Genomic DNA, 21,118 nt, shown 5'->3' with positions numbered 1-21,118 from the left:
GCTAAGTTAACGCATTGGTTGAGCGATTATTACCCGCGTTTATAATTTTTAGGAATATTGAAAGGATAATCCTGTGGTTTGTTAAAACTGTATTGCTTAAACTCTATGTTTATATCAAGCTTCGATTTTTCTGCAACGCTTATTCGTCTTTTGGTAGAAAAGTAAAAGTCACCGGCATTTTCATAATCATCGTATGTAATATCGCAGGTGCGGTTGCGGATGGGGTTAACGTCATCGAGTTTACTGTGCTTTATTCTAAAGTCTCCGTTTTCCAGCGTTAGCAGGTGTTTAAACACGTTCCCGATCATTAATACCAGCAGTTCATCCTGCTTGTTTTTGTAGGAGACAATGTTGCTGTCTATAAAAACCGGGTTGCCAACAATTACATCCTGCAAAGAATAAAAGTCGAATGGTATCTCCGTAATTTCTTTCAGGTATGCCACACTTCTGTATTGCACATTTTTCTGTAGTTTGTTCATCAGTTTCAGGCTGTCTTTGGTTACCAGCAGCCGGTAACCTTCTATACCTAGTGCGCCTGTAAGAGACAACCAGATAACGCTGTCTTTCTGAATACGTACATAAGCAGTCGCCTGGTCGCCGCCGTCTTTTCCCTGGTAGTCTACTTTTATTTTAGCCGAGAAGGTATTGAAATCAATGCGGCGCTGGTTAAGACTGTCAACAATATGCTTTACTATTGAAAAAGAATCTACCGACGGTTTTACAATAACGGTAGCAACCGTATCTTTTTTTGATATTGACTGTTCTATGCGCTGTACTTTCTTCGCCGGGCGACAAGCAAATAACACTGCAAACAAAACACTCCCTAACAATATTTTTTTCATGCCTCTTTTTTAAGATTTACCGGTGTGTCCAAAACCACCACTTCCCCTGGCTGTTTCGTTGATGGTGGTTGTTTCGATCCAGTCTGCTGCAATAATTTTTTGAATGACCATTTGTGCAATCCTGTCTCCATGCTGTATCATTTGTTCTTCGCTAGACAGGTTGATCAGGATCACTTTTATCTCTCCCCTGTAGTCAGCGTCTATTGTACCTGGTGTATTTAAGCAGGTAATGCCTTGCTTTAGTGCCATACCACTCCGGGGTCTTACCTGCGCTTCGTAGCCATGTGGCAACTCAATAAATATACCAGTTGGTATAGCTATTCTTTCCAGTGACTGCAATGTTACGGGCTCAGAAAGATCAGCGCGCAGATCCATACCTGAAGAACCGCCTGTAGCGTATGCAGGCAGTGGATTAGACGATTGGTTAATGATTCTTACATTAATTTTTTCCACGGCAGCAAATGTAGATAAATGATCTCCTTATTGGTGATGCTTCAACCACCTCCTGTGTTAAAGTTACACCGATTGCAACAATACGGTAGCATAAGCCATCAAACCTTCTTCCCGGCCCACAAAACCCATGCGCTCGGTAGTGGTAGCCTTTATAGATACATCTTTAACGGTTAAACCCAATATGCCTGCTATTGTTTGCTGCATGTGCGGTATATACGGCTTTATCTTTGGGGCCTGCAGGCACAGAGCCGTGTCTATGTTTACAATGCTGTATCCTTCTGCATGTATAAGCGCTGCAGATTTGGCAAGCAAAATTTTACTGTCAATGTTTTTAAAGCTGTTGTCTGTATCGGGAAAATGTACACCAATATCCCCAAGGCATGCAGCGCCAAGCAAAGCATCGCAAATGGCATGCAGCAATACATCGGCATCACTATGCCCCAATGCCCCTTTTACGTGGGGTATTTTTACGCCACCCAGCCAAAGGTCCCGGCCTTCTACCAACTGGTGAAAATCTACACCCATTCCGATTCTTAAACCCATATTTTTTATGTTTGAATTATTATGAGCCCGGCTTTTTTGATAACTATTGAGCTTTTGTTGCGTCGCACTCTTGTACTGCAGTAGTCCTTTCAGCACCCATAACGCTACCGGCGTGCACAAAAAAAACAGGTTCAATAAAAGGGTAGCGCATGCAGTGCTGTTATCAACCCGGGCGAAGGAAAGAAAAAATAGGCAAAAAAAGAGCGGCATCTTTAAAGATGCCGCTCTTTTATACTAATATGTTTAAATCTGTGTATGCTGACTGTAACCGCTTCGCCTGCTGAATAGTATTGTTTCAGTACAAGTGAGTGACACAACAGGCGGTGAACAATGCGGTGCAGCCGGTTGCCAACCCTTATTCTGCGGGTTCGCCAAGGTTGAATAACACGCTGAAGCGGATGGTATTTGACAATGCATTTCTTGTAACACCCTGCCCTGAAGGCGCGAGGTAAGAAAAGTTAAAGCCAAAAATATTGTACTTTAAACCTACGCCGGCTGTAAAATAACTTTGACCACCCTGGCTCTTAGGCTGCAGGTAATATCCTGCTCTTAATGAGAACTGGTCATTGTAAGTATATTCTGCGCCAACTGCAGCGGTGTTTGCTTTATTGTCAAATGACTGGAACCAGCTTGCGGCAACACTGGAATTGCGGTATTTATCCAGCTCTAAAGAATCCTGAACCGGATCTTCTGTATTGCCCGGAGGCGCGGGCACCAGCAGGTGATTAACATCTAACCCGAGCGTAAATTTGTGCAGGTCTTCCATGGCCCAGGTATATGCAATACCAATACCCAGGTTGGCCGGAATAAAGTCTTTGCCCCTTGCATCATCTGTATAGCCTATTTTGGTACCGAGGTTACTGATAGCTAAGCCATAAGTAAAACCTTGGCCGTTTTCATCAAGACCATTTCCATATAAAGAAAGATCAGCAGCCATTGCATTACCTGCTTTGTACGTAACACCGGTAGATGATACGGCGCCTCTTGCCAATGCAGAATTGATATACCGTAATGCTACACCTACGCCCAACTGGTCAGAAATCTTCCTGGAATAGCCGAGATCAAAAGAGAATTCCCTTGGTCTGCCGGTAGAAGTTAGGTTGCCATAATAATCTGTAAACTGAATATTGCCAAGGCTGAAATAACGCAAACCAGCAGAAAGTGAAGACTCTTCATCAAGGTTGTAATAACCACCCAGCGTTGTAAGGTAAACATCCTGTGCGATGTCTTTTAACCAGGGAGTATAGGTAGCCGATATTCCTGCAGGATTGTTTGCAAAAGGTAGTTTTGCCCTGTTCCAGAACACCGCATTTGCATCGGGGGCAGTAGCAATACCTACATCGCCCATACCGCCGGCTCTGGCATCTGGTGAAATTCTTAGAAAGGGCACTGCAGTAGTAGTTACGTTAATGGTAGACTGGGCTGATAGTATTTGAGCTAAACCAAAACTTAATACGACAGATAAAGCAGTTGATTTTAGTTGAATCCGCTTCATTTATATTTTTTTTACAATTGTTAAATAGCTGAATATTCAATAGGCTATCTTAAAACCGGTGTTTAAAATTTTCAGCAAAAATAAAAAGTAGAGTTTTGGTCTATATAAGAACTGGTTTTGAAAATTTAGAACAATAAGGGCATCTCTTTATCAGACAAATATGTAACTTTTTTGCTTCTTACCAAACAATGAATTGGTGGTAAATAAAAATCAGCCATGCTGTAAACGACAGAATGTGTTTGTTGTTGTAATAAATATCGATTTAAGCACGTAAAACTTTTATATTCGCACATTCCAAAAAAAAGATACAATATTCCACTTTCGTTATCGTTCTATAACTTGTAAAAACGGCATCTCTCATGTATAAAATAGTTAGAAACAGCTTATTTATTGCCGCAGTTCTGGGATTTACCTCCTGTAAGAACGGAAGCATTTTTAAAAAGAAACCCGAAAAATCAGACGTAACCGGCTGGAATTACAATGATAAGAACCAGGGAGGGTATTACGTTTTTAAAGCAAAAGACGTAAAAACCGGACCCGGTCTTGTGTTTGTACAGGGTGGTACATTTACAATGGGTGCCAGCCAGGAAGACGTGATGGGCGATTGGAACAATGTTCCCCGTCGTGTAACAGTTAACTCCTTTTTTATAGATAAAACTGAAGTTGCCAATGTTCACTACCGTGAATACCTGCATTGGCTAAACAATGTATTTTCTGATCCGCAATATGAAGGTGTATTGAGAGCAGCTTACCCGGATACATTGGTGTGGCGCAGTGAGCTGGCATATAACGAGCCTTATGTAGAGTTTTATTTTCGTCACCCATCGTACAACTATTACCCTGTAGTAGGTGTAACCTGGAAACAGGCACATGATTTTTGTATCTGGCGTACAGATAGGGTGAATGAGAATGAATTGGTAAATTCTGGCTACCAGAATAAAAATGTGATTAAACAGGAAATGAACGGTGGTGGCCAGGATAACTTTAACACCAAGTCTTACTTATTGGGTGAATATGAAGGTATACCGGGTAAGCCAAAGAAAAACCCTTTGTTGGATGCACAGGGAAGGCCTCGTACCAAGGTGCAGTTTGAAGATGGGATCATGTTTCCTGACTACAGGCTTCCCACAGAAGCAGAATGGGAATACGCTGCTCTCGGTATAATAAATGAAAATCCCAAACCACGCAAATCTGAAAAGAAAAGAGGCGAGGAGTTGGTTGCCAACAGGCAGATCTATGCATGGAAGAATGAAGGTTATGATAACCTGCGCTATACCAAACGTGGGTCCTGGCAGGGTGCTTTCCTTGCAAACTTTAAGAGAGGAAATGGTGACTACATGGGTACGCCGGGTGGTTTGAACGACCGTTCCGCAATCCCAGCCCCTGTATCGTCTTTCTTCCCGAACGGTTTTGGATTGTATAATATGAGTGGTAACGTAAGCGAGTGGGTGGCGGATGTATACAGACCTCAAACCGGCCAGGAAGCCGACGACATGAACCCATTTCGTGGTAACGTATTTACAAAAGTTGATATGAGTGGTGGTGAGGGTAACCTGAGAGATAGTCTTGGCCGTATAAAATATGTTGCTGAAGATGATTCTACACTTGCACAGCGCCGCAATTATCAACATTCCTACGCAGTTAACTACCTCGATGGTGATTCTTTGAGCAAAGTTTACTATGGCTATGGTGTAACTACATTGGTAAGTGATAAATCAAGGGTAATAAAGGGAGGCAGCTGGTTAGACATGCCTTATTGGCTAAGCCCTGGCACAAGACGCTTTGTTGAAGAAGATCAAAGCAGCAGTGGTTTAGGTTTCCGTTGTGCGATGAGCCATTTCGGACCAACTGAAGGTACTTCTTCCAAGTTGGAGAATGGAAACTTCTTCCCCAAGAAAAGACAAAAACGATAATTCAGAGTTAGGTAATAAAAACGGACGATCCCGGCATTCCTGCCGGGATTTTTTTTGCCTGCTATAATCAATGAAGCAGTATTTGCATACAGTTTCCTATTGTGTTTTACATATGCAACCTCCCTGTACCATAGTTTAACTGATGAAGATCATACAAATGGCTGATTGAAATTATCATAACTGCTATGCCATACCGGTAAATTGCATGAGGAAAAAAACATTCAACATAGTCTTAACGCGCTGGTAGTTGTTCCTTTAGCCGTATTGGTTGGCGAAAGCTTCACCTTTACGGCTCTTTTTTTGTAACCGGTTTAGCCATCATTGAGCGAATAAAAAAGCCCGTCCTGATGCTGAGACGGGCTTTCTGGTTCGTTTATCACTGCTATTACTATTGTCCAACCAGGAAAACGGCGTTGCTAAACATCATTTTTCCATTTTCCCAAAATAACCTGAAAAGCACATCATCGGTTAAAACAACAATGTTTCCATTGCCATATTTAACATCGCCAAAAAGCAATCCGTCCTGCAGCTGACTTTTTACTTTGCTTCCTGCAAACCCTGAGATATAGCCCGATCTTTTTATAACCCCAACATTCCAGTCTTCTTTTAAAAATTCGAACATTCGCGTGTCTTGTTTAAGGGTATAATAATAATCAGGATACCCAAATGCAAGCGGGTGCGTATTGTCAAGCTGCACTTTATAGATCGCACCAGGAATGCTTTGCGGTAAAAAATCTCTTTCACGGTCGCCGTATTTCTTCAGATCGGCATAATCATCCTTATTTTTTGCAGTGTCGCCGTTCTGTTTCTCTTTTAAACCCATATCCATGCCCGCTATCTTTGCAGCGCCATTCTCCAGTGCTATAACTTTTCCTCCGCTTCTGATAAAAGCTTTGATTTTTTCCTGCGCTTCATTATTACCAAGTGATCCATAATTACCATTTGGCATTATAAGTACATCAAAATCTTTCAATGTATTGCCTATATTATCAGCATTTATCTGCGTAACAGGATAATTAATTGTATTGTCAAAAAAGCTCCATACCTCTCCTGCAGCATCGCTATAAACTTCCTTACCTGTAAGCAGCGCAACCCGGGGCGCTTTAATAAAATGAATGTATGAAGAACCAAAATCTGCACCTTTGTCTACAAAACCACTCTCTACATCGTCAGGCTGCACATTAAACTGTTTACAGGCTGCGTTTGCGAGTTGTTGCCAGTTGTTGACGTTATTACCCTTAAGAATGATCAAAGTGCCCTGCGCATAATTCTTGCCATGATAAATAAAGGCTTTCTCTGAATAGCGGACTTTCACACCCTGGGAAAGAAGCTGTGCCAGTACTTTAACTGAACTCATAGATGTGTATGGTACAAGCAAACCATAATTAGCAGTAATGTTTTTAGTTGTCTCTGCCTTCTTATAAGGAGTAATGCCCACCTTTTCCCTCAGCGCATAAGCCTTTACGCCATATACAAAAGGAACAGACCATGCTGTAATATCGTAAGTTGCCGAATCGCTTATAAAGCTTCTTGGTTCAAACAATACCTTCACCATGCGACTCTTTGGCTGAAAAGCAGATACGGCCAATTGGTAACCTTCATCGCTAAAAGCTTCATCTTTTCCGGAAACATAATTATAACCTTTCACGTTAGTGGCATTTACGGAACCATACTCTATACCATTATTGTCCAGTAATGTTGCAACAGCATTTAGCTGGTTTGCGTCTTTTGCAGTAAGTATATATGTTTTATAATCACTGCCTGATGCCTTACGGTTATCGTCGAAGTATTTTTTAAATTCTGTCACAAGCCTGGCGGCGTTTTTCGCACTTGTTTCAATGGTTGCAAGACTGGTAGTGTAATGGTGTGTTGAGCGGTCAACCAGTGTAAGGGTATCTCCATCTTTTGTTCTAACACCAAGACCTGCACCTATACCACCCTGTTCGTAAGTCATGCCAATGCTGCCGTTGTATGAAGGATAAGTGTCACCATAAGAAGGATAAAGCAGGTCAAATATTTCTTTGGTAAAGTACAGCCAGCCATTCGCATCAAAATACTTTGCATTGTTTTTACCAATCTGTACCTGGAACTCACGTTGCCACCCGGTAATTACTTCATGATATGGTTCTGCAGCAGGTGCAAAATAATACGGTGCATTGTAGCCTTGCTCGTGGTAATCTACATGGACCTGCGGTAACCATTGATTATAAACTTTTATACGTTGCTGACTTTCTATTTGCGTTTGCCACGCCCAATCACGGTTAAGGTCAAAATTGTAGTGGTTGGTTCTGCCCTGGGGCCATGGCTCCTGGTGCTCCCTTGCAAAGGGATATGCGTTAAAATTTTTACCTGCCGCATTGTTGTACCAGTTTACGTACCGGTCTCGCCCATCAGGATTAATACACGGGTCAATTATAATAACAAGATTTTTTAGCCACTCTTTTGTTTCCTTGTTGGCCGGGTCTGCCAATGCATACAATACCCTCATTGCAGCCTCAGAAGAAGACGGTTCATTGCCGTGCACGTTATAGCTCAGCCAAACGATTGCAGGCATGCCTTCTGTTTGTGGCGCCATTTTATCTTTAGCAATTCCTGCAAGACGCAGGTTATTGGCACGAATCGCGTCGAGTCTTTGCAGGTTTTCGGGTAAAGCAATGAAAGCAAGCATAAGATCCCGCCCCTCATATGTTTCGCCATATTTTTCAAGCTTTACCATATCAGGCCTGGCTTGCGCAACAGATTTAAAATAATCCACAATTTTAAAATGCCGGGTAAATTTTGTTCCAACTTTATAACCAAGAAAATCATCAGGAGATTGTACTGTTTGTGCCTGTACATGTAATGCTCCCAAGAACACAAACGCCAGCAAAATTTTTCTCATAAAAAATAGTTAGTAGTGAAAATATACAAACAAATCATTGCAGCCAAATGACGTTGAATAGTGAATACTTCTTTTTATGGCATACCGGGCTTATATTTGGAAGGATACTTGTTTAAACCGGTTTGCTTACCAAAATACGTTCAACGTGTCACCACTACAACAAATCCTACAGTACAAAGTCGTAGCCATCCTGCGCGGTATGCCACCCGCCGAAATAATACATATCGCAAATGCATTGCACAATGGAGGAATAAGATTGCTGGAGGTAACTTTAAATTCTGAGAATGCGCTTGCCGTTATTGAAAAGCTTGCTCATTTGTTTAAAGGCAAATTGCTCATAGGGGCAGGCACCGTATTGAATGCTGCTGATGCCAATAATGCAATTGATGCGGGTGCTGAATTTCTCATATCACCAAATCTGGATGTTAATGTTATAGCTGCAGCCAAAAGAGTTAACATTGTGAGTATCCCCGGCGCATTCACACCTACAGAAATTCTTTCAGCGCATAACAGTGGTGCAGACATCGTTAAGATATTTCCATGCCTGAATGCATCTTATGTAAAAAATATTCTGGCACCATTAAATCATGTAAGGGTTATGCCTACCGGTGGTATAGACGCCAGCAATATTCACACATTCGCCGCAACAGGCGCCGTTGCTTTTGGTATTGGCAGTGCCCTTGTAGATAATAGTGCAAAAGTTACGCAGCATTACCTGCATCAGCTTACTATAAAAGCACAACAGTTAACAATGGCGCTGCACAACGCAGCGCATGAATAATTTTTTGTAACAGGCTACAGAATATGATTCAGCTTTTGTTGTGTCACTCACTTGTACGCTTTTACCGCTATTGAACATATGACCCATTTTATAAGCTGCGATTGGGGAACAAGTTCCTTTAGATTGAGATTGGTGGAAACAACCTCGCTTTCCGTCATTGCCAGCATTACCTCTTCTCAGGGTATTGCCATAACCCATGGTAACTGGCAATTGCAACAAGATATATCGCGCATTGATTACTTCAATAATTACATCCTTTTTCAGTTGCAGCTTTTGCAGGAGCAAAGCACTGTCTTATTGCAAAATCTCACCATTGTAATTTCAGGAATGATATCTTCGGCATTGGGTATGATGGAACTTCCTTACAAACGAATACCATTCCTCATTACTGCGGCAGAACTGCCCGTTCATTCAGTAGAAGCAACGGAGAAAATGCCGCACAGGCTAATGATCATTTCCGGTATCTGTTCAGCAGATGATGTAATGCGGGGAGAAGAAACAATCGTAGCCGGATGTATGGAAGATGCTTGTATTGATCGGCTTTTTATTTTACCTGGTACTCATTCCAAACATGTAACTGTAAAGGGCGCAAGCATTGTTGACATAGCAACCTATATGACAGGAGAACTGTTTTCACTGCTGGTTTCAAAGAGTGTACTGGCCGGGTCAGTTGAAGTGAATGAAGATATTATTGCAGGCAACTTCTTCCATATGGGCCTGCATAATGCAGGCAACACTTCATTGTTGCATACTATTTTCCAGGTAAGAACAAACACGCTGCTAAAAGGTATAAGTAAGCAGGACAACTATGCGTTTCTCAGCGGTCTGTTAATCGGCGAAGAACTGGTACAACTTGCCGGTGAAACCAGGCAAATTGCCCTTGTTTCATCCGGCCGGCTAATGGAACTTTATAAGAAAGCTTTGTCGGTACTTTTGCCGGGCCGGGCTGTGCATGATATCGATGCAAGCAATGCATTGGTAAAAGCACATGCAGCTATATTCCTGCACTATCAATAAATTCACATCAAATAACACCATATGAAAAAAGTTTGTACATACACCGCCGGCATCCTGCTGTTTACAGCCTGCGCAGAAAATAAAGCAGGTGCTGATGCAGACACTTCTTCAACCATGCATGACAGCGCTGTTGGTAAAATAGAGTTATTCGACCCGGCAGCAAACAGCCTGGTAGACAGCAATGCTGTTATTGATGTAATAGCAAAAGGATTTACCTGGAGCGAAGGACCTGTATGGCTGGCCGGCAAAAAGATGCTGCTGTTTTCTGATGTGCCGGAAAACAAAATATACCAGTGGCAAGAAGGAGACACGGCAAAACTGTATTTAACACCTTCCGGTTATACAGGTACTACAAAACGCATTGGTGGCGAAGACGGCTCCAATGGTCTGGCGTTAGACAAGCAGGGCAGGCTTTTACTATGCCAGTCCGGTAACAGGCATGTGTCAAGACTAAATAGCCCGCTCGACGATCCTAAACCAGCTTTCACTATACTGGCAGCTAACTACAATGGCAGGAAGTTCAATAGCCCGAACGACCTGGTGCAGGACTCCAAGGGCAATATTTATTTTACTGACCCTATTTATGGTCTGCCGCAAAAGGAAAACGATTCTACAAGAGAATTATCTTTTGAAGGAGTGTATAAAACAGACCCGCAGGGCATTACTACATTATTGGTAGATTCCATACAAAACCCTAATGGCATAGCACTAACCAGCGATGAAAAGATACTCTATGTTGCAAGCAGCTCTGCTACAAAGCCTGGTTGGTTTGCTTATAAACTTGATGCAAACGGTAATGTTGTAAGCGGTGGTCTTTTCCTCGATGCTGCACCCATGCGTGCAGCAGCCACAGTAAAGCAAGGTGCAGACGGGTTTAAGCTGGATAATAACGGCAACATTTTTAGTTCAGGCCCTGATGGTATTAACATTATTTCACCGGCAGGGAAAAGGCTTGCGCTGATAAAGATATTTAACAGGCCAACTTCCAATTGTGCTTTTAATGATGCCAAAGATGAACTCTTTATTACTGCAGATGATTATGTGCTAAGGGTGAAACTGCATAAATAGTTGCAGTTGCACCGCGACAGGCATGGACAAAACAAAAGCTGTACCCAAAGCTGAAGCATGCAATAATGTACAAGAGTGCGACGCAAGTAAAGCTCAATAGTAGCAATGCAGCAGGGTACAAAAATCCCTTCCCGTTATCTAATACGATTATGCTTAATTTTACCGACTAAAATAGTTTTGGATGAATCATGAACAGCAAAAGCCTGTGGTTGGGTTTACCTGTGGCGATTTAAATGGCATTGGATTAGAGTTGATTTTAAAAAGTCTTGCAGACAGCAGGATTACAGAAACCTGTGTGCCTGTAATTTTTGCCAGCAATAAAAGTGTGAATTTTTATAGAAAGGTGGTGCCCGACGCCAACTTCAGTTACCAGTCTGTAAAAGATTTTACAAGACTAAACCCTAAACAAATCAATGTGTTTAACTGTTGGGAGGAGGAAGTGCAGATAACACCCGGTCAGTTAAACGAGGTAGGCGGTAAATACGCATGGCAATCTCTGCAGCAAGGGGTGCAATCTTTGAAAGAGGGTCATATACATGCATTGGTAACGGCGCCCATTCATAAAAAGAATATACAATCAGAAGCCTTTAATTACAGTGGGCATACGCCATACCTTAAAGCAGTTTTTGAAGTGGAAGATGTGGCAATGATCATGACTGCCGAAAACATGCGCGTGGCCTTGCTTACAGAACACGTGCCTGTTAATGATATTGCAAAGTTTGTAACAAAAGAAAACATTGTTGCCAAACTAAAAATTGTACATGCAAGCCTGCAAAGAGATTTTGGTATTGATAAACCTAAGATTGCGGTATTGGGTTTAAACCCACATGCCGGCGATGAAGGTCTTATTGGAAACGAAGAAGAAACAATCATAAAACCTGCCATACGCGAGGCAAAGCAACACAACATGCTTGTGTTTGGACCGTATAGCGCAGATGCATTTTTTGCACGCGGCCACTATGAAAAGTTTGATGCAGTATTGGCCATGTACCACGACCAGGGCCTTATACCGTTTAAATCGCTTGCTGTGGGTGAGGGTGTAAATTATACAGCCGGTTTGCCTGTAGTAAGAACAAGCCCGGATCATGGCACGGCATTCGATATTGCAGGTAAAGGAAAGGCCGATCACCTGTCTTTTTTGGAAGCTACCTATAAAGCCATCGACATTCTGCATAAACGTCTTGCTTACGATGATATGCGCAGTAATCCCCTTCGCAAAATGAGTAACATGATTGTTGCAAATGCACAGGATGAAGTAATAAGGGAAGATGCGGAGTAGTTTTATGGGCCAGGCAGTTGAGCAGGTGGCGTCTTCGTTGCGTCGCACTCTTGTACTGTAGAAGCTTTATGCAGCAAAGCGCGAAGACGATCACATACTTTGTACTATCAATCAAATTTTAAACATCAGCTTTAGGACTTAACATATATCATTTTCCCAACTCCGATTATGCAATACACAATAGAGAATAACCTGGTTAAAGTAATTATAGAATCAAAAGGTGCAGAACTGCAGAGCCTTACCCACAAAAATTTTGAAATGGAATATATGTGGAGTGGCGACCCAGCTTTCTGGGGCAAGAAAAGCCCGGTATTATTCCCCATTGTAGGCGGTTTAAAAAATGGTAGTTATACATACAAAGGGCAGACTTACCAAATGAGTCGCCATGGCTTTGCAAGAGACATGGAATTTGAAGTAACCTGGCAAAAGCCTGATGCCATAATGTTTACATTGCAAAGTAATGAGCAAACATTACAGGTATATCCATTCCACTTTTCTTTTTCTATGCGGTACACGCTGGATCAAAATGATCTCAACGTGTCTTACATTGTTGAGAATAAAGGCAGGGAAGAAATGTATTTTTCCGTAGGTGGTCATCCCGCATTTAAATTGCCGCTTATACCCGGCACATCGTATGATGACTATTTCCTGCAGTTTAGCCGTTCAGAAGCATTGAGCAGGTGGCCGCTATCAGCAGATGGATTGATTGAGCAACACACCAAACCATTATTGAAAATATCTGATAAATTGCCGCTCGTTAAAGAGCTGTTTCATGATGATGCACTGGTATTTAAACATCTTTTATCAAAACACATTTACATACGTGGCAATAACACAACGCACGGCATAAAAGTGCATATAGCAGGGTTTCCATTTTTAGGCATATGGGCTACGAAAAATGCAGACTTCATCTGTATAGAACCATGGTGTGGTATTGCAGACAGTGTAAACGCATCTGGTAACCTCAATGAAAAAGAAGGCATGAATAAATTAAACCCCGGCCAGGTATTTGAAAAAACATGGAGTGTGGAGGTGTATTAACGGTGTTTTTGCTTTAACTTATTCGTGATAAAGCTATCGCATGAACTTCATCAAACGGGTACTCAAGCATTTACTTACAAAACCTGTTCTTTATATCGTTGACCGCTTTGCTGCTGCCCCGAAAAGAGACAATGTCTTCGCATCATTAAGCAAACTGTATGAGCAGTCGCTCGACCAACCCGGTAAAAAGAGCGGCAGCATGTTTAGCTTCGATCCTATGAAGCAATCTGTAATCATTTTCTCTGATCAACACAAAGGCGCAAGGAACGGTTCTGATGACTTTCGTCTTGCAGAAGGTAACTACCTTGGCGCACTGGAGCATTATAATAACAACAACTTTTACTTTGTAAATCTTGGCGACAGTGAAGAACTGTGGGAGAACAATATATTCTCCGTGATGAAGCATAATAAAGCAACATTTGAAAAAGAAAAGCTTTTTATCGATAGAAACGCTTACTGCAAAATAATTGGCAACCACGATCTGTTCTGGAAAAACGATCCCTTTGCACAACAATATATTAAAAACATTTATGGCAGAGAGCTAAAGATTTTTGAGGGTATTGTACTCCGCGTGCAGTTAAAAACCAAATATGTGGATGTATTTTGTACGCACGGCCACCAGGGAGACGCACAAAGTGATGGAAATGCATTTAGTAAATGGTTTGTTAGTTATATTTGGGGGCCTTTACAAGCCTTTTTAGAGATTAATACTAATTCTCCATCAGGCAATAACCAGTTGAAAACACTCCACAATCAAATGATGTATGATTGGGTTTATGAACAACCTTATTGTTTATTAATAACCGGTCATACGCATCAACCCGTATTTGAATCCTTAACGCACCTGGAAAGATTATATTTGAAATTGGAACAGGCAAGAGAAAACAAAGACCAGCAAACGATTGACAGAATAGCTGCCGAGATTCCACGACGAAGACGAGAATACAACTTTGTGAACAACGCTTTCAAGAATATGAACCCGTCCTACTTTAACACAGGCTGCTGTTGTTATGATGACGGAACCATCACCGGAATTGAACTGGACAAAGGCTTTATAAGACTGGTAAAATGGAGTTACAGGAATAGCATACCAACCCGGATTGTTGCAGAAGAAAAATCGTTGTACGAACTATTGCCATTTATGGAGTAAAAATCTGTGTCAGCTTACTATTTGGCATATAACGTTACGGCTACCCCCTAATATCTCAAACCAATGAAGCAACCAGCAATGTTCTGTTTGTTTATTATATGCCTCTATGCATGTAATGGCCTTACAGATACGCAACAGGAAAACCGAAACCAGTACGAACTGGTCAATAACTGGCCTCAACTGCCCGACAGCTTTCCACTGGGAGATGTTACCGGCATAGATGTAGATACGTCCGGCAACGTGTTTGTTTTTCACCGGGCCTCTAGAGAATGGAAAGCCGATGTACCAAAAGATCCCATTACTGAAAAAACAGTACTTGAGCTGGATAAACAAACCGGCAAAATCATCAATAGCTGGGGCGATAGTATTTTCTTAATGCCACATGGCCTCACCGTCGATTTTAACGATAACGTTTGGGTTACAGACCTCGGGTTGCACCAGGTTTTTAAGTTTACACACAACGGACAGTTATTAATGACACTCGGGCAGGCAGGTGTAAGTGGCAGCGACCGCCTGCATTTTAATAAACCCACCAGCGTGGCGGTAACCCCAGGTGGCTCTTTTTATGTGGCCGATGGTTATGGCAACAGCCGTATCATCAAATTTTCACCAAAGGGCAAGTTCCTTTTTCAATGGGGTACGCAGGGTAAGAATGAAGGGCAATTCCAGATTCCGCACGATATATCGCTTGATAAAAAAGGTAACGTATACGTGGCTGACCGGGAGAATAAGCGGGTACAGGTCTTCGATTCAACAGGCAAATTTCTGCTCAATATATCAGACACATCTTTCGGTAAAATTTACTCCGTGGAAACAGATACCATACACAATACACTGCTTGCTTCCGATTATGTTTCTACAATTACTGAAACAAAAGGATCAAACATTATCGTGCTCGATTCTGCAGACGTTATACAAAAAAAATATGGCAGAAGCGGCAGTTACAAAGGTCCTGTTTGCCGGTACCACAATATTACGGTAGACAAAGAAGGCAATGTTTATGTAGGCGACATTCTTGATAACCGTATTCAAAAATTCCGCTACAAAAAGAAAGGTTAAGCAATAGGGCAATTATTGTATGCCATTGTCATTTGCAACCGGTTAGGTGCAACTATTATTCGCTTTGCAAAGCATTAGCGTAAATACAAAATAGCATTGTTGCATCAGCAATTGTTTTTCATGGCATCGCCTGTTGTGTCACTCACTTGTACGTTCCGTTTATATGGCAACTACAACGATCTGCTTTATCTAAGCCGTTACAGTATACTACCTGTTTTTTTTGTGGTGCACAAAAATGTGATGACCGCGGTTACCACATCATTGGTCATCAATAATTAATTTTGCGGTGGCTTGTTGGCAGCCACACTATACGCCGGTAGAGCCGGAGAAGCTCCATAAAGCTTTGCAGTACAAGAGTGCGACGCAACGATGCCCGGGAGGATTGTTACAGCCCGGTACAAAAAAATACATACTATGAGAAAAGACGTGGCCGATATAAGAAAGAATTACAGCCTGCAAACGCTAAACGAAAATGATGCCGCCGCAGATGCTATAAGCCAGTTTACAAAATGGTGGAATGAAGCGGTAAACAGTGAAATAGACGAAGTAAATGCTATGACGCTTGCAACAGCATCTCCTGCAGGTAAGCCTTCTGCACGAATTGTGTTGCTTAAAGATTATGATGAAAATGGGTTTGTATTTTTTACAAATTACAACAGCCATAAGGGGCATACGTTAGATGTAAACCCTAATGCTGCGCTTACGTTTTTTTGGAAAGAACTGGAGCGGCAGGTGCGTATAGAAGGCGTTGCGCAAAAAGTTACGGCCGAAGAAAGTGATGAATATTTTTATTCAAGACCTGTTGGCAGCAGGGTGGGTGCCTGGGCTTCTCCGCAAAGCAGCGTTATAGATGGTAGAACATTGCTGGATGGTAATGTAGAGAAATATACAAAGCAGTTTGGAGAAGATGTGCCACGCCCAAATTTTTGGGGCGGCTATAGAATAAAACCATTTACAATTGAATTTTGGCAAGGTAGAAGCAGCCGGCTGCACGATAGATTGCTGTATAGCAAAACGGGTACGGGATGGAAAATCGAAAGGCTTGCGCCATAAGCTTTGCAAGCAGTTGAAAGGTTGATAAGCTTAAACACTTATCAACTCAATCAACAAATAAGTTATGCTTTTTGCTTGTCTTCTGCTTTTGTTGTTTTTACAACTTTTGCAGGACGGCTTTTACCGAAAGAGCCTTTGAAGATTTTACCTTTTTTTGATTTTTTATCACCTCTGCCCATAATTATTGTTTTATAAGTTTATAATAAGCTGCAAAAATGCAGAAAACTCTTTAATTACATAGCATAAAAAAGCAGAAGATGTTGTTTCTTCTGCTTTCTTTTTTGTAAGAACCGTAGATTACAATTTAGCACTCAGTTCTTTACCAGCTTTAAAGCGTGCTACTTTTTTAGCTTTTATTTTGATGGTAGCGCCTGTTTGTGGGTTACGACCTGTACGTGCAGCACGTTTAGAAACAGAGAAAGTACCAAAACCTACCAGGGTAACTTTTCCGCCGCCTTTTAAAGTTTTAGTAACAGCTTCTACAAAAGAATCAAGAGTAGCGTTTGCCTGTGTTTTTGTGATGCCTGCATCATCTGCAAGTTTGGCAACCAATTCAGCTTTGTTCATAATATTTTTTTTATTTGATTAGTACAAAACAAATTTATCTGCTTTTCCCAATCAATGAAATTTTTTTTAACTCTTAAGCAAATTTTATGATGCTGTTAAATGCAGGCGGGCAAAGGATTTCAGCAGAATAACCATGCCCATTTGCAGTGCCTGTTAAAATTGCAACCGGCTAAAACCCATACTGGCAAAGGGTTTTAGCGCTATTCCGCTACAATTCAATGCTGGTGCGGCTTTTGGAACAATATATCATTCTTTTTGAATTGATAAAATTATATTCTTAAAGTATCCACAATTAATGCACAACCTGCATAAGAGAGCGAAAACCAACTGTTTTATCACCCCATTTATCTGCTACCGCCTGCCTCAGTCTGGCTGCATAAATACTGGTATACCGGTTATATGCTGCTTTACTGTCCGCGTAGTACTGTACAGCGTAAGTTATTCCTTCTGTTTCATCCGTTTCCAGCAGCTTTACAAGCTGGTGATTGGTGAAACAGCCTGTATTTAACACTTCAGGAATATGCTCTTCCTGCATCCACTTTAGCCATGCATCGTGCACCGAATGGTCTACGTGGGTTGTAACGTTGTAAATAATCATGCTTCATTTTTTATTTCAGCAAAAACAGGGCAGTGGTCGCTGTGCTTCACATCCGGGTAAATATCTGCAGCCACAATGCTTTTTTCCATGTTTGCTGTCACTGTTATGTAATCAATGCGCCAGCCCTTGTTATTCAGTCTTACAGACGGAAACCGCTGGCTCCACCAGGAGTAGCGGTGCCGCTCATCAGGTCTTATAACCCTGAAAGAGTCTACAAAACCATGTTGCAAAAACTTATCCATCCAGGCTCTTTCTCCGGGCAAAAAACCAGATGAGTTTTTATTGCCCTTTGGGTCGTGAATATCGATCTCTTTGTGTGCAATATTGTAATCGCCTGTTACCACAATTTTTGTGCGTGATTGCTTCAATATTTCAATGTAATCAAGAAACTCATCCAGCCACTGGTATTTATAAGTTTGCCTTATATCTCCGCTTGTGCCCGAAGGAAAGTAAGCGTTGATCAACGTTATATCGCCAAAGTCCAGGCGTATTACCCGGCCTTCTGCATCGCTTTGCATAATACCATTTCCAAACTGCACATTATCCGGTTGCATTTTTGTAAAAACTGCCACACCGCTGTAACCTTTTTTTTCTGCAGAAAACCAATAGGTGCTGTAGCCAAGCGCTTCTATTTTTTTGTAATCCACATCATCTTTCCAGGCTTTTGTTTCCTGCAGGCAAATAACCTCGGCAGGGTCTGTCTGCAACCAATCAATCAAACCTTTTTTTATGGCTGCTCTTATACCGTTTACGTTGTATGAAATAATACGCATCATCAATAATTAGTGGCGCAATTTATCAATAATCGTTAAAGTGCTGCGTGTAATTGTTATGGGCCGGGCAGTTGTATTACTATTTAGCATCGTTGCGTCGCACTCTTGTACAACATAACATTATTCAGCAGTTCAGGGTATGCCGGCGCATGTATCTTACCCACACAAAAAATAATTTATGCAGGAACATGCTGTTGCAACATTTGCCTGTAAAAAATTGTATTTCTATAACACACCTTTTGTTGATATTTAATTTTATTTATTGCATATGGATCAAAGAATAATACCGGCGCACGAACAGGTTTACCTGGATGGCCCAAAGAGCAGAACCTACGAACTGAAGTTTGCATTCCAGGTTTTCAGGCAGTTTATTAAAGGCTTCAGAACATTGCATTTTGTTGGCCCTTGCATTACCGTTTTCGGGTCTGCAAGGTTTAAAGAAGATCATCCTTATTACGAAGCAGCAAGAACTTTTGGTAAACGTATAGCAGGGTTAGGTTTTACAACAATGACAGGCGGAGGCCCCGGCATTATGGAGGCTGCCAACCGTGGCGCTTTCGAAACTGGTGGTACCTCGGTTGGTTGCAATATTGTACTGCCGCACGAGCAAAAGGAGAATCCTTACCTCACCAATTCTGTAACCTTTGACCACTTCTTTGTAAGGAAGGTTTTGCTGGCAAAATATTCTTATGCGTTTATTATAATGCCAGGTGGCTTTGGTACAATGGATGAATTTTATGAGATTCTTACGCTGGTACAAACAAAAACAGTAACACAATTTCCTATTGTAGTGTATGGTACAGCATACTATAAAACGCTTATTGACCAGATCAACTATATGAATGAGCAGGGAACGATCTCTCCCGAAGATTTAAAACTTGTATTGTTTACTGATGATGTGAATGAAGCGATGCTGCATGTAACAAAATATATTGAGACAAACTATAAAATAAAACGCAGAAAAAAAGCCTGGTGGCTGTTTGAAAAACGTTAACTCCAGGCCTTTTGTGAACGATCGCTTTTTGCAATTGTTATTGGAAAACGCTGTTTGTCTTTCGCCGGAAAATCTGCAACAACAATTCTGAGCCTTTTTTGTAAAAAGCCAATGACGGTTTAAGCAAGCTAACAAATAAAGCATGGGCACCTGGTGTGTCTGCTATATGTTTACCGTTACAAACAGCATGTTGTATCTTAAACAATACAGTAACTTCTTCATTGAAACTGACTTTACCAATGCCTTGTAATACGAGGGAGTCTGGAATGTTTTTATTGTAAAAATGCAATTCGCCTGCAAAAGATTGCCACTGTATTTCAGTAACCGGTAAATGTGTTGCTATGAAAGTTATGGAGTCATTATTGCAAAAAGTAAAATGTTTTACTATACCTACCGGAACGCGCTGAGAAGATGTATTGTAACAAAAGAAAACTGCCTGGTCTATTTGTGTTACTTTACTTTGATACGTAGGAACTCTTTCTTTTTGCTGTACGTGGTTTTTCATATTTATCAGGTTTTTGGTTAGGTATTCTTGTTAAAGGTTGGGGTTTGTAATTATCTGGATTTCTGTATACAAGTTATAGAAAAAAGAGTTTGGTTGCTAATAGTATTTAATGATTTACGAGGGAATACATTAGCAGGTTTGCTTCTGATAACATAAGCAAGCAGAAATTTTTACAGGCAGAGTTTGTTGGTTGCACTTAACAGACCATTGTTACTATTATTCAGCTAAAGCGCTTATTTTCGTTAAGCATACATCATTACTTACTTTAATATCTTCATTAATGATTGCGGCACTGGCGAAAGGTTTGGCATTGGGTCTTATATTAAGCATTTCTGTGGGGCCGGTAATCTTTTCTGTGATAAAACAAAGCCTGACCAACGGCCATAAGGGTGGTTTTGCCTTTATTGCCGGGGTTTCTGCAAGTGATATATCGGTCGTGCTGATCTGCAACCTTTTTACCTCCATTTTTGAATCGATCCTCACGCATGAAACCATACTGGGCAGTATTGGAAGCGGCTTTCTTGTATTGATGGGTATTTATACGATTTTTTTTAAAAAGGTAGTTGTGGCTGATGATGGAAAAAACCAGATCAGCGTGATGCGAAAGCGTGATATTATAGGTGTATTTCTCTCGGGTTTTTTTATGAATCTTTTAAACCCGGGTGTACTGTTGTTCTGGATTGGCGCATCTACTGCGGTAATTTCAGGTGCGGCTAAAGAGCGACACCCCGACCAGTATATTCTTGTAGCTTTTTCTGTTTGCCTTTTGCTGAACTTGTTTGCAGATATCTTAAAAGTTATGCTGGCTGGAAAAATACGGGAGAAATTAAACCCGCATAACATTCATATTGTTAACCGCATTGCAGGTATTATTTACATTGTATTTGGGATAGTGCTTGTTTATGGAATTGCCACACATACAATTGTGCATTGATGTTCATTGAATGATGAGATCATCTGGTTATAAGCTGAGTTCACTACGATGTTGCTGAAACTGATCGCTTCAGCCGACATATGAACGGAACGTACAAGTGAGTGACACAACAGGTGATGCCATGAAATACTACTGCCGGCAACATACTTTTAAATCGTTGTTCAGGGAACAG

General features: G+C 41.3%; 21 protein-coding genes. 11 read left to right on the top strand and 10 right to left on the bottom strand.

Annotation, left to right across the window (positions count from 1 at the left end):
* Window positions 1–29: 29 nt before the first annotated feature.
* From lolB1 to porV, 4 genes are all read right to left on the bottom strand, one after another.
* A complete protein-coding gene (gene lolB1 / locus I5907_RS03360) occupies window positions 30–842 on the bottom strand; it encodes a lipoprotein insertase outer membrane protein LolB1 (RefSeq protein WP_196989311.1) in 813 nt (270 codons plus the stop codon).
* 9 nt (window positions 843–851) lie between these two features.
* Window positions 852–1,295 (bottom strand): dUTP diphosphatase, encoded by a 444-nt coding sequence (gene dut / locus I5907_RS03355; protein ID WP_196989310.1) that lies wholly within the window; start codon window positions 1,293–1,295, stop codon window positions 852–854.
* Between the two features lie 63 nt (window positions 1,296–1,358).
* Window positions 1,359–1,838, bottom strand: coding sequence for a 2-C-methyl-D-erythritol 2,4-cyclodiphosphate synthase (ispF, locus tag I5907_RS03350; protein WP_196989309.1), 480 nt, complete (start codon window positions 1,836–1,838; stop codon window positions 1,359–1,361).
* 355 nt (window positions 1,839–2,193) lie between these two features.
* Window positions 2,194–3,333 (bottom strand): type IX secretion system outer membrane channel protein PorV, encoded by a 1,140-nt coding sequence (gene porV / locus I5907_RS03345; protein WP_196989308.1) that lies wholly within the window; start codon window positions 3,331–3,333, stop codon window positions 2,194–2,196.
* Between the two features lie 359 nt (window positions 3,334–3,692).
* Here porV and I5907_RS03340 point away from each other — a divergent pair, with 359 nt between their 5' ends.
* Window positions 3,693–5,246, top strand: coding sequence for an SUMF1/EgtB/PvdO family nonheme iron enzyme (locus I5907_RS03340; protein ID WP_196989307.1), 1,554 nt, complete (start codon window positions 3,693–3,695; stop codon window positions 5,244–5,246).
* Window positions 5,247–5,634: 388 nt separating this feature from the next.
* On the opposite strand, the gene I5907_RS03335 is transcribed toward I5907_RS03340, so the two are convergent.
* Window positions 5,635–8,127, bottom strand: coding sequence for a M14 family metallopeptidase (locus I5907_RS03335; RefSeq protein ID WP_196989306.1), 2,493 nt, complete (start codon window positions 8,125–8,127; stop codon window positions 5,635–5,637).
* A gap of 145 nt (window positions 8,128–8,272) precedes the next feature.
* Between I5907_RS03335 and I5907_RS03330 the strand changes: the two genes are divergently transcribed.
* The 8 genes from I5907_RS03330 to pdxH all read left to right on the top strand — a co-directional run bounded on the left by I5907_RS03330 (window position 8,273) and on the right by pdxH (window position 16,575).
* Window positions 8,273–8,908 (top strand): bifunctional 4-hydroxy-2-oxoglutarate aldolase/2-dehydro-3-deoxy-phosphogluconate aldolase, encoded by a 636-nt coding sequence (locus I5907_RS03330; RefSeq protein WP_196989305.1) that lies wholly within the window; start codon window positions 8,273–8,275, stop codon window positions 8,906–8,908.
* Window positions 8,909–8,986: 78 nt separating this feature from the next.
* The gene (locus tag I5907_RS03325; RefSeq protein ID WP_196989304.1) at window positions 8,987–9,925 is read left to right on the top strand and encodes a 2-dehydro-3-deoxygalactonokinase; all 939 of its coding nucleotides are present in this window, start codon (window positions 8,987–8,989) and stop codon (window positions 9,923–9,925) included.
* A gap of 21 nt (window positions 9,926–9,946) precedes the next feature.
* Window positions 9,947–10,993: an SMP-30/gluconolactonase/LRE family protein gene (locus I5907_RS03320; protein WP_196989303.1), complete on the top strand. Its 1,047-nt coding sequence runs from the start codon at window positions 9,947–9,949 to the stop codon at window positions 10,991–10,993.
* A 181-nt stretch (window positions 10,994–11,174) separates the two neighbouring features.
* A complete protein-coding gene (pdxA, locus tag I5907_RS03315; protein ID WP_196989302.1) occupies window positions 11,175–12,272 on the top strand; it encodes a 4-hydroxythreonine-4-phosphate dehydrogenase PdxA in 1,098 nt (365 codons plus the stop codon).
* A 168-nt stretch (window positions 12,273–12,440) separates the two neighbouring features.
* The gene (locus I5907_RS03310; RefSeq protein WP_196989301.1) at window positions 12,441–13,313 is read left to right on the top strand and encodes an aldose 1-epimerase family protein; all 873 of its coding nucleotides are present in this window, start codon (window positions 12,441–12,443) and stop codon (window positions 13,311–13,313) included.
* A gap of 40 nt (window positions 13,314–13,353) precedes the next feature.
* Entirely contained in the window at window positions 13,354–14,463 is a 1,110-nt protein-coding gene (locus tag I5907_RS03305; RefSeq protein WP_231401953.1) for a metallophosphoesterase, read from the top strand.
* A 63-nt stretch (window positions 14,464–14,526) separates the two neighbouring features.
* Entirely contained in the window at window positions 14,527–15,522 is a 996-nt protein-coding gene (locus I5907_RS03300) for a peptidyl-alpha-hydroxyglycine alpha-amidating lyase family protein (RefSeq protein ID WP_196989300.1), read from the top strand.
* A gap of 414 nt (window positions 15,523–15,936) precedes the next feature.
* Window positions 15,937–16,575 (top strand): pyridoxamine 5'-phosphate oxidase, encoded by a 639-nt coding sequence (pdxH, locus tag I5907_RS03295; RefSeq protein ID WP_196989299.1) that lies wholly within the window; start codon window positions 15,937–15,939, stop codon window positions 16,573–16,575.
* 62 nt (window positions 16,576–16,637) lie between these two features.
* Here the strand turns inward: pdxH and I5907_RS03290 are convergent, their stop codons facing one another.
* The 4 genes from I5907_RS03290 to I5907_RS03275 all read right to left on the bottom strand — a co-directional run bounded on the left by I5907_RS03290 (window position 16,638) and on the right by I5907_RS03275 (window position 18,513).
* Window positions 16,638–16,754 (bottom strand): 30S ribosomal protein THX, encoded by a 117-nt coding sequence (locus I5907_RS03290; RefSeq protein ID WP_196989298.1) that lies wholly within the window; start codon window positions 16,752–16,754, stop codon window positions 16,638–16,640.
* A gap of 118 nt (window positions 16,755–16,872) precedes the next feature.
* A complete protein-coding gene (locus tag I5907_RS03285) occupies window positions 16,873–17,142 on the bottom strand; it encodes an HU family DNA-binding protein (protein ID WP_196989297.1) in 270 nt (89 codons plus the stop codon).
* A 292-nt stretch (window positions 17,143–17,434) separates the two neighbouring features.
* Entirely contained in the window at window positions 17,435–17,740 is a 306-nt protein-coding gene (locus I5907_RS03280) for a DUF4286 family protein (RefSeq protein ID WP_196989296.1), read from the bottom strand.
* Window positions 17,737–18,513: an exodeoxyribonuclease III gene (locus I5907_RS03275; RefSeq protein ID WP_196989295.1), complete on the bottom strand. Its 777-nt coding sequence runs from the start codon at window positions 18,511–18,513 to the stop codon at window positions 17,737–17,739. The genes I5907_RS03280 and I5907_RS03275 overlap by 4 nt, the downstream gene beginning before the upstream one ends.
* Before the next feature lie 268 nt (window positions 18,514–18,781).
* On the opposite strand from I5907_RS03275, the gene I5907_RS03270 reads away from it, so the two are divergent.
* Window positions 18,782–19,507 (top strand): TIGR00730 family Rossman fold protein, encoded by a 726-nt coding sequence (locus I5907_RS03270; RefSeq protein WP_196989294.1) that lies wholly within the window; start codon window positions 18,782–18,784, stop codon window positions 19,505–19,507.
* A gap of 37 nt (window positions 19,508–19,544) precedes the next feature.
* Here the strand turns inward: I5907_RS03270 and I5907_RS03265 are convergent, their stop codons facing one another.
* Window positions 19,545–20,012, bottom strand: coding sequence for a hypothetical protein (locus tag I5907_RS03265; protein WP_196989293.1), 468 nt, complete (start codon window positions 20,010–20,012; stop codon window positions 19,545–19,547).
* A 280-nt stretch (window positions 20,013–20,292) separates the two neighbouring features.
* Here I5907_RS03265 and I5907_RS03260 point away from each other — a divergent pair, with 280 nt between their 5' ends.
* Entirely contained in the window at window positions 20,293–20,946 is a 654-nt protein-coding gene (locus tag I5907_RS03260; protein WP_196989292.1) for a LysE family translocator, read from the top strand.
* Window positions 20,947–21,118 lie beyond the last annotated feature (172 nt).

This window comes from Panacibacter microcysteis (assembly GCF_015831355.1).
Lineage (GTDB): Bacteria > Bacteroidota > Bacteroidia > Chitinophagales > Chitinophagaceae > Panacibacter > Panacibacter microcysteis.
Note: the sequence above shows the minus strand (reverse complement) of the source record. Positions and strands in the feature narration are given on the sequence as shown.

Excerpts from the sequence above, each read along its gene's own strand:
- I5907_RS03310 (WP_196989301.1), top strand. The coding sequence starts at position 12,441 with ATGCAATACACAATAGAGAATAACCTGGTTAAAGTAATTATAGAATCA.
- lolB1 (WP_196989311.1), bottom strand. The coding sequence starts at position 842 with ATGAAAAAAATATTGTTAGGGAGTGTTTTGTTTGCAGTGTTATTTGCT.
- I5907_RS03285 (WP_196989297.1), bottom strand. The coding sequence starts at position 17,142 with ATGAACAAAGCTGAATTGGTTGCCAAACTTGCAGATGATGCAGGCATC.
- I5907_RS03275 (WP_196989295.1), bottom strand. The coding sequence starts at position 18,513 with ATGCGTATTATTTCATACAACGTAAACGGTATAAGAGCAGCCATAAAA.
- I5907_RS03320 (WP_196989303.1), top strand. The coding sequence starts at position 9,947 with ATGAAAAAAGTTTGTACATACACCGCCGGCATCCTGCTGTTTACAGCC.
- I5907_RS03335 (WP_196989306.1), bottom strand. The coding sequence starts at position 8,127 with ATGAGAAAAATTTTGCTGGCGTTTGTGTTCTTGGGAGCATTACATGTA.
- I5907_RS03260 (WP_196989292.1), top strand. The coding sequence starts at position 20,293 with ATGATTGCGGCACTGGCGAAAGGTTTGGCATTGGGTCTTATATTAAGC.
- I5907_RS03290 (WP_196989298.1), bottom strand. The coding sequence starts at position 16,754 with ATGGGCAGAGGTGATAAAAAATCAAAAAAAGGTAAAATCTTCAAAGGC.
- pdxH (WP_196989299.1), top strand. The coding sequence starts at position 15,937 with ATGAGAAAAGACGTGGCCGATATAAGAAAGAATTACAGCCTGCAAACG.
- I5907_RS03265 (WP_196989293.1), bottom strand. The coding sequence starts at position 20,012 with ATGAAAAACCACGTACAGCAAAAAGAAAGAGTTCCTACGTATCAAAGT.
- I5907_RS03305 (WP_231401953.1), top strand. The coding sequence starts at position 13,354 with ATGAACTTCATCAAACGGGTACTCAAGCATTTACTTACAAAACCTGTT.
- I5907_RS03300 (WP_196989300.1), top strand. The coding sequence starts at position 14,527 with ATGAAGCAACCAGCAATGTTCTGTTTGTTTATTATATGCCTCTATGCA.
- I5907_RS03270 (WP_196989294.1), top strand. The coding sequence starts at position 18,782 with ATGGATCAAAGAATAATACCGGCGCACGAACAGGTTTACCTGGATGGC.
- I5907_RS03280 (WP_196989296.1), bottom strand. The coding sequence starts at position 17,740 with ATGATTATTTACAACGTTACAACCCACGTAGACCATTCGGTGCACGAT.
- pdxA (WP_196989302.1), top strand. The coding sequence starts at position 11,175 with ATGAATCATGAACAGCAAAAGCCTGTGGTTGGGTTTACCTGTGGCGAT.
- I5907_RS03340 (WP_196989307.1), top strand. The coding sequence starts at position 3,693 with ATGTATAAAATAGTTAGAAACAGCTTATTTATTGCCGCAGTTCTGGGA.
- porV (WP_196989308.1), bottom strand. The coding sequence starts at position 3,333 with ATGAAGCGGATTCAACTAAAATCAACTGCTTTATCTGTCGTATTAAGT.
- ispF (WP_196989309.1), bottom strand. The coding sequence starts at position 1,838 with ATGGGTTTAAGAATCGGAATGGGTGTAGATTTTCACCAGTTGGTAGAA.
- I5907_RS03325 (WP_196989304.1), top strand. The coding sequence starts at position 8,987 with ATGACCCATTTTATAAGCTGCGATTGGGGAACAAGTTCCTTTAGATTG.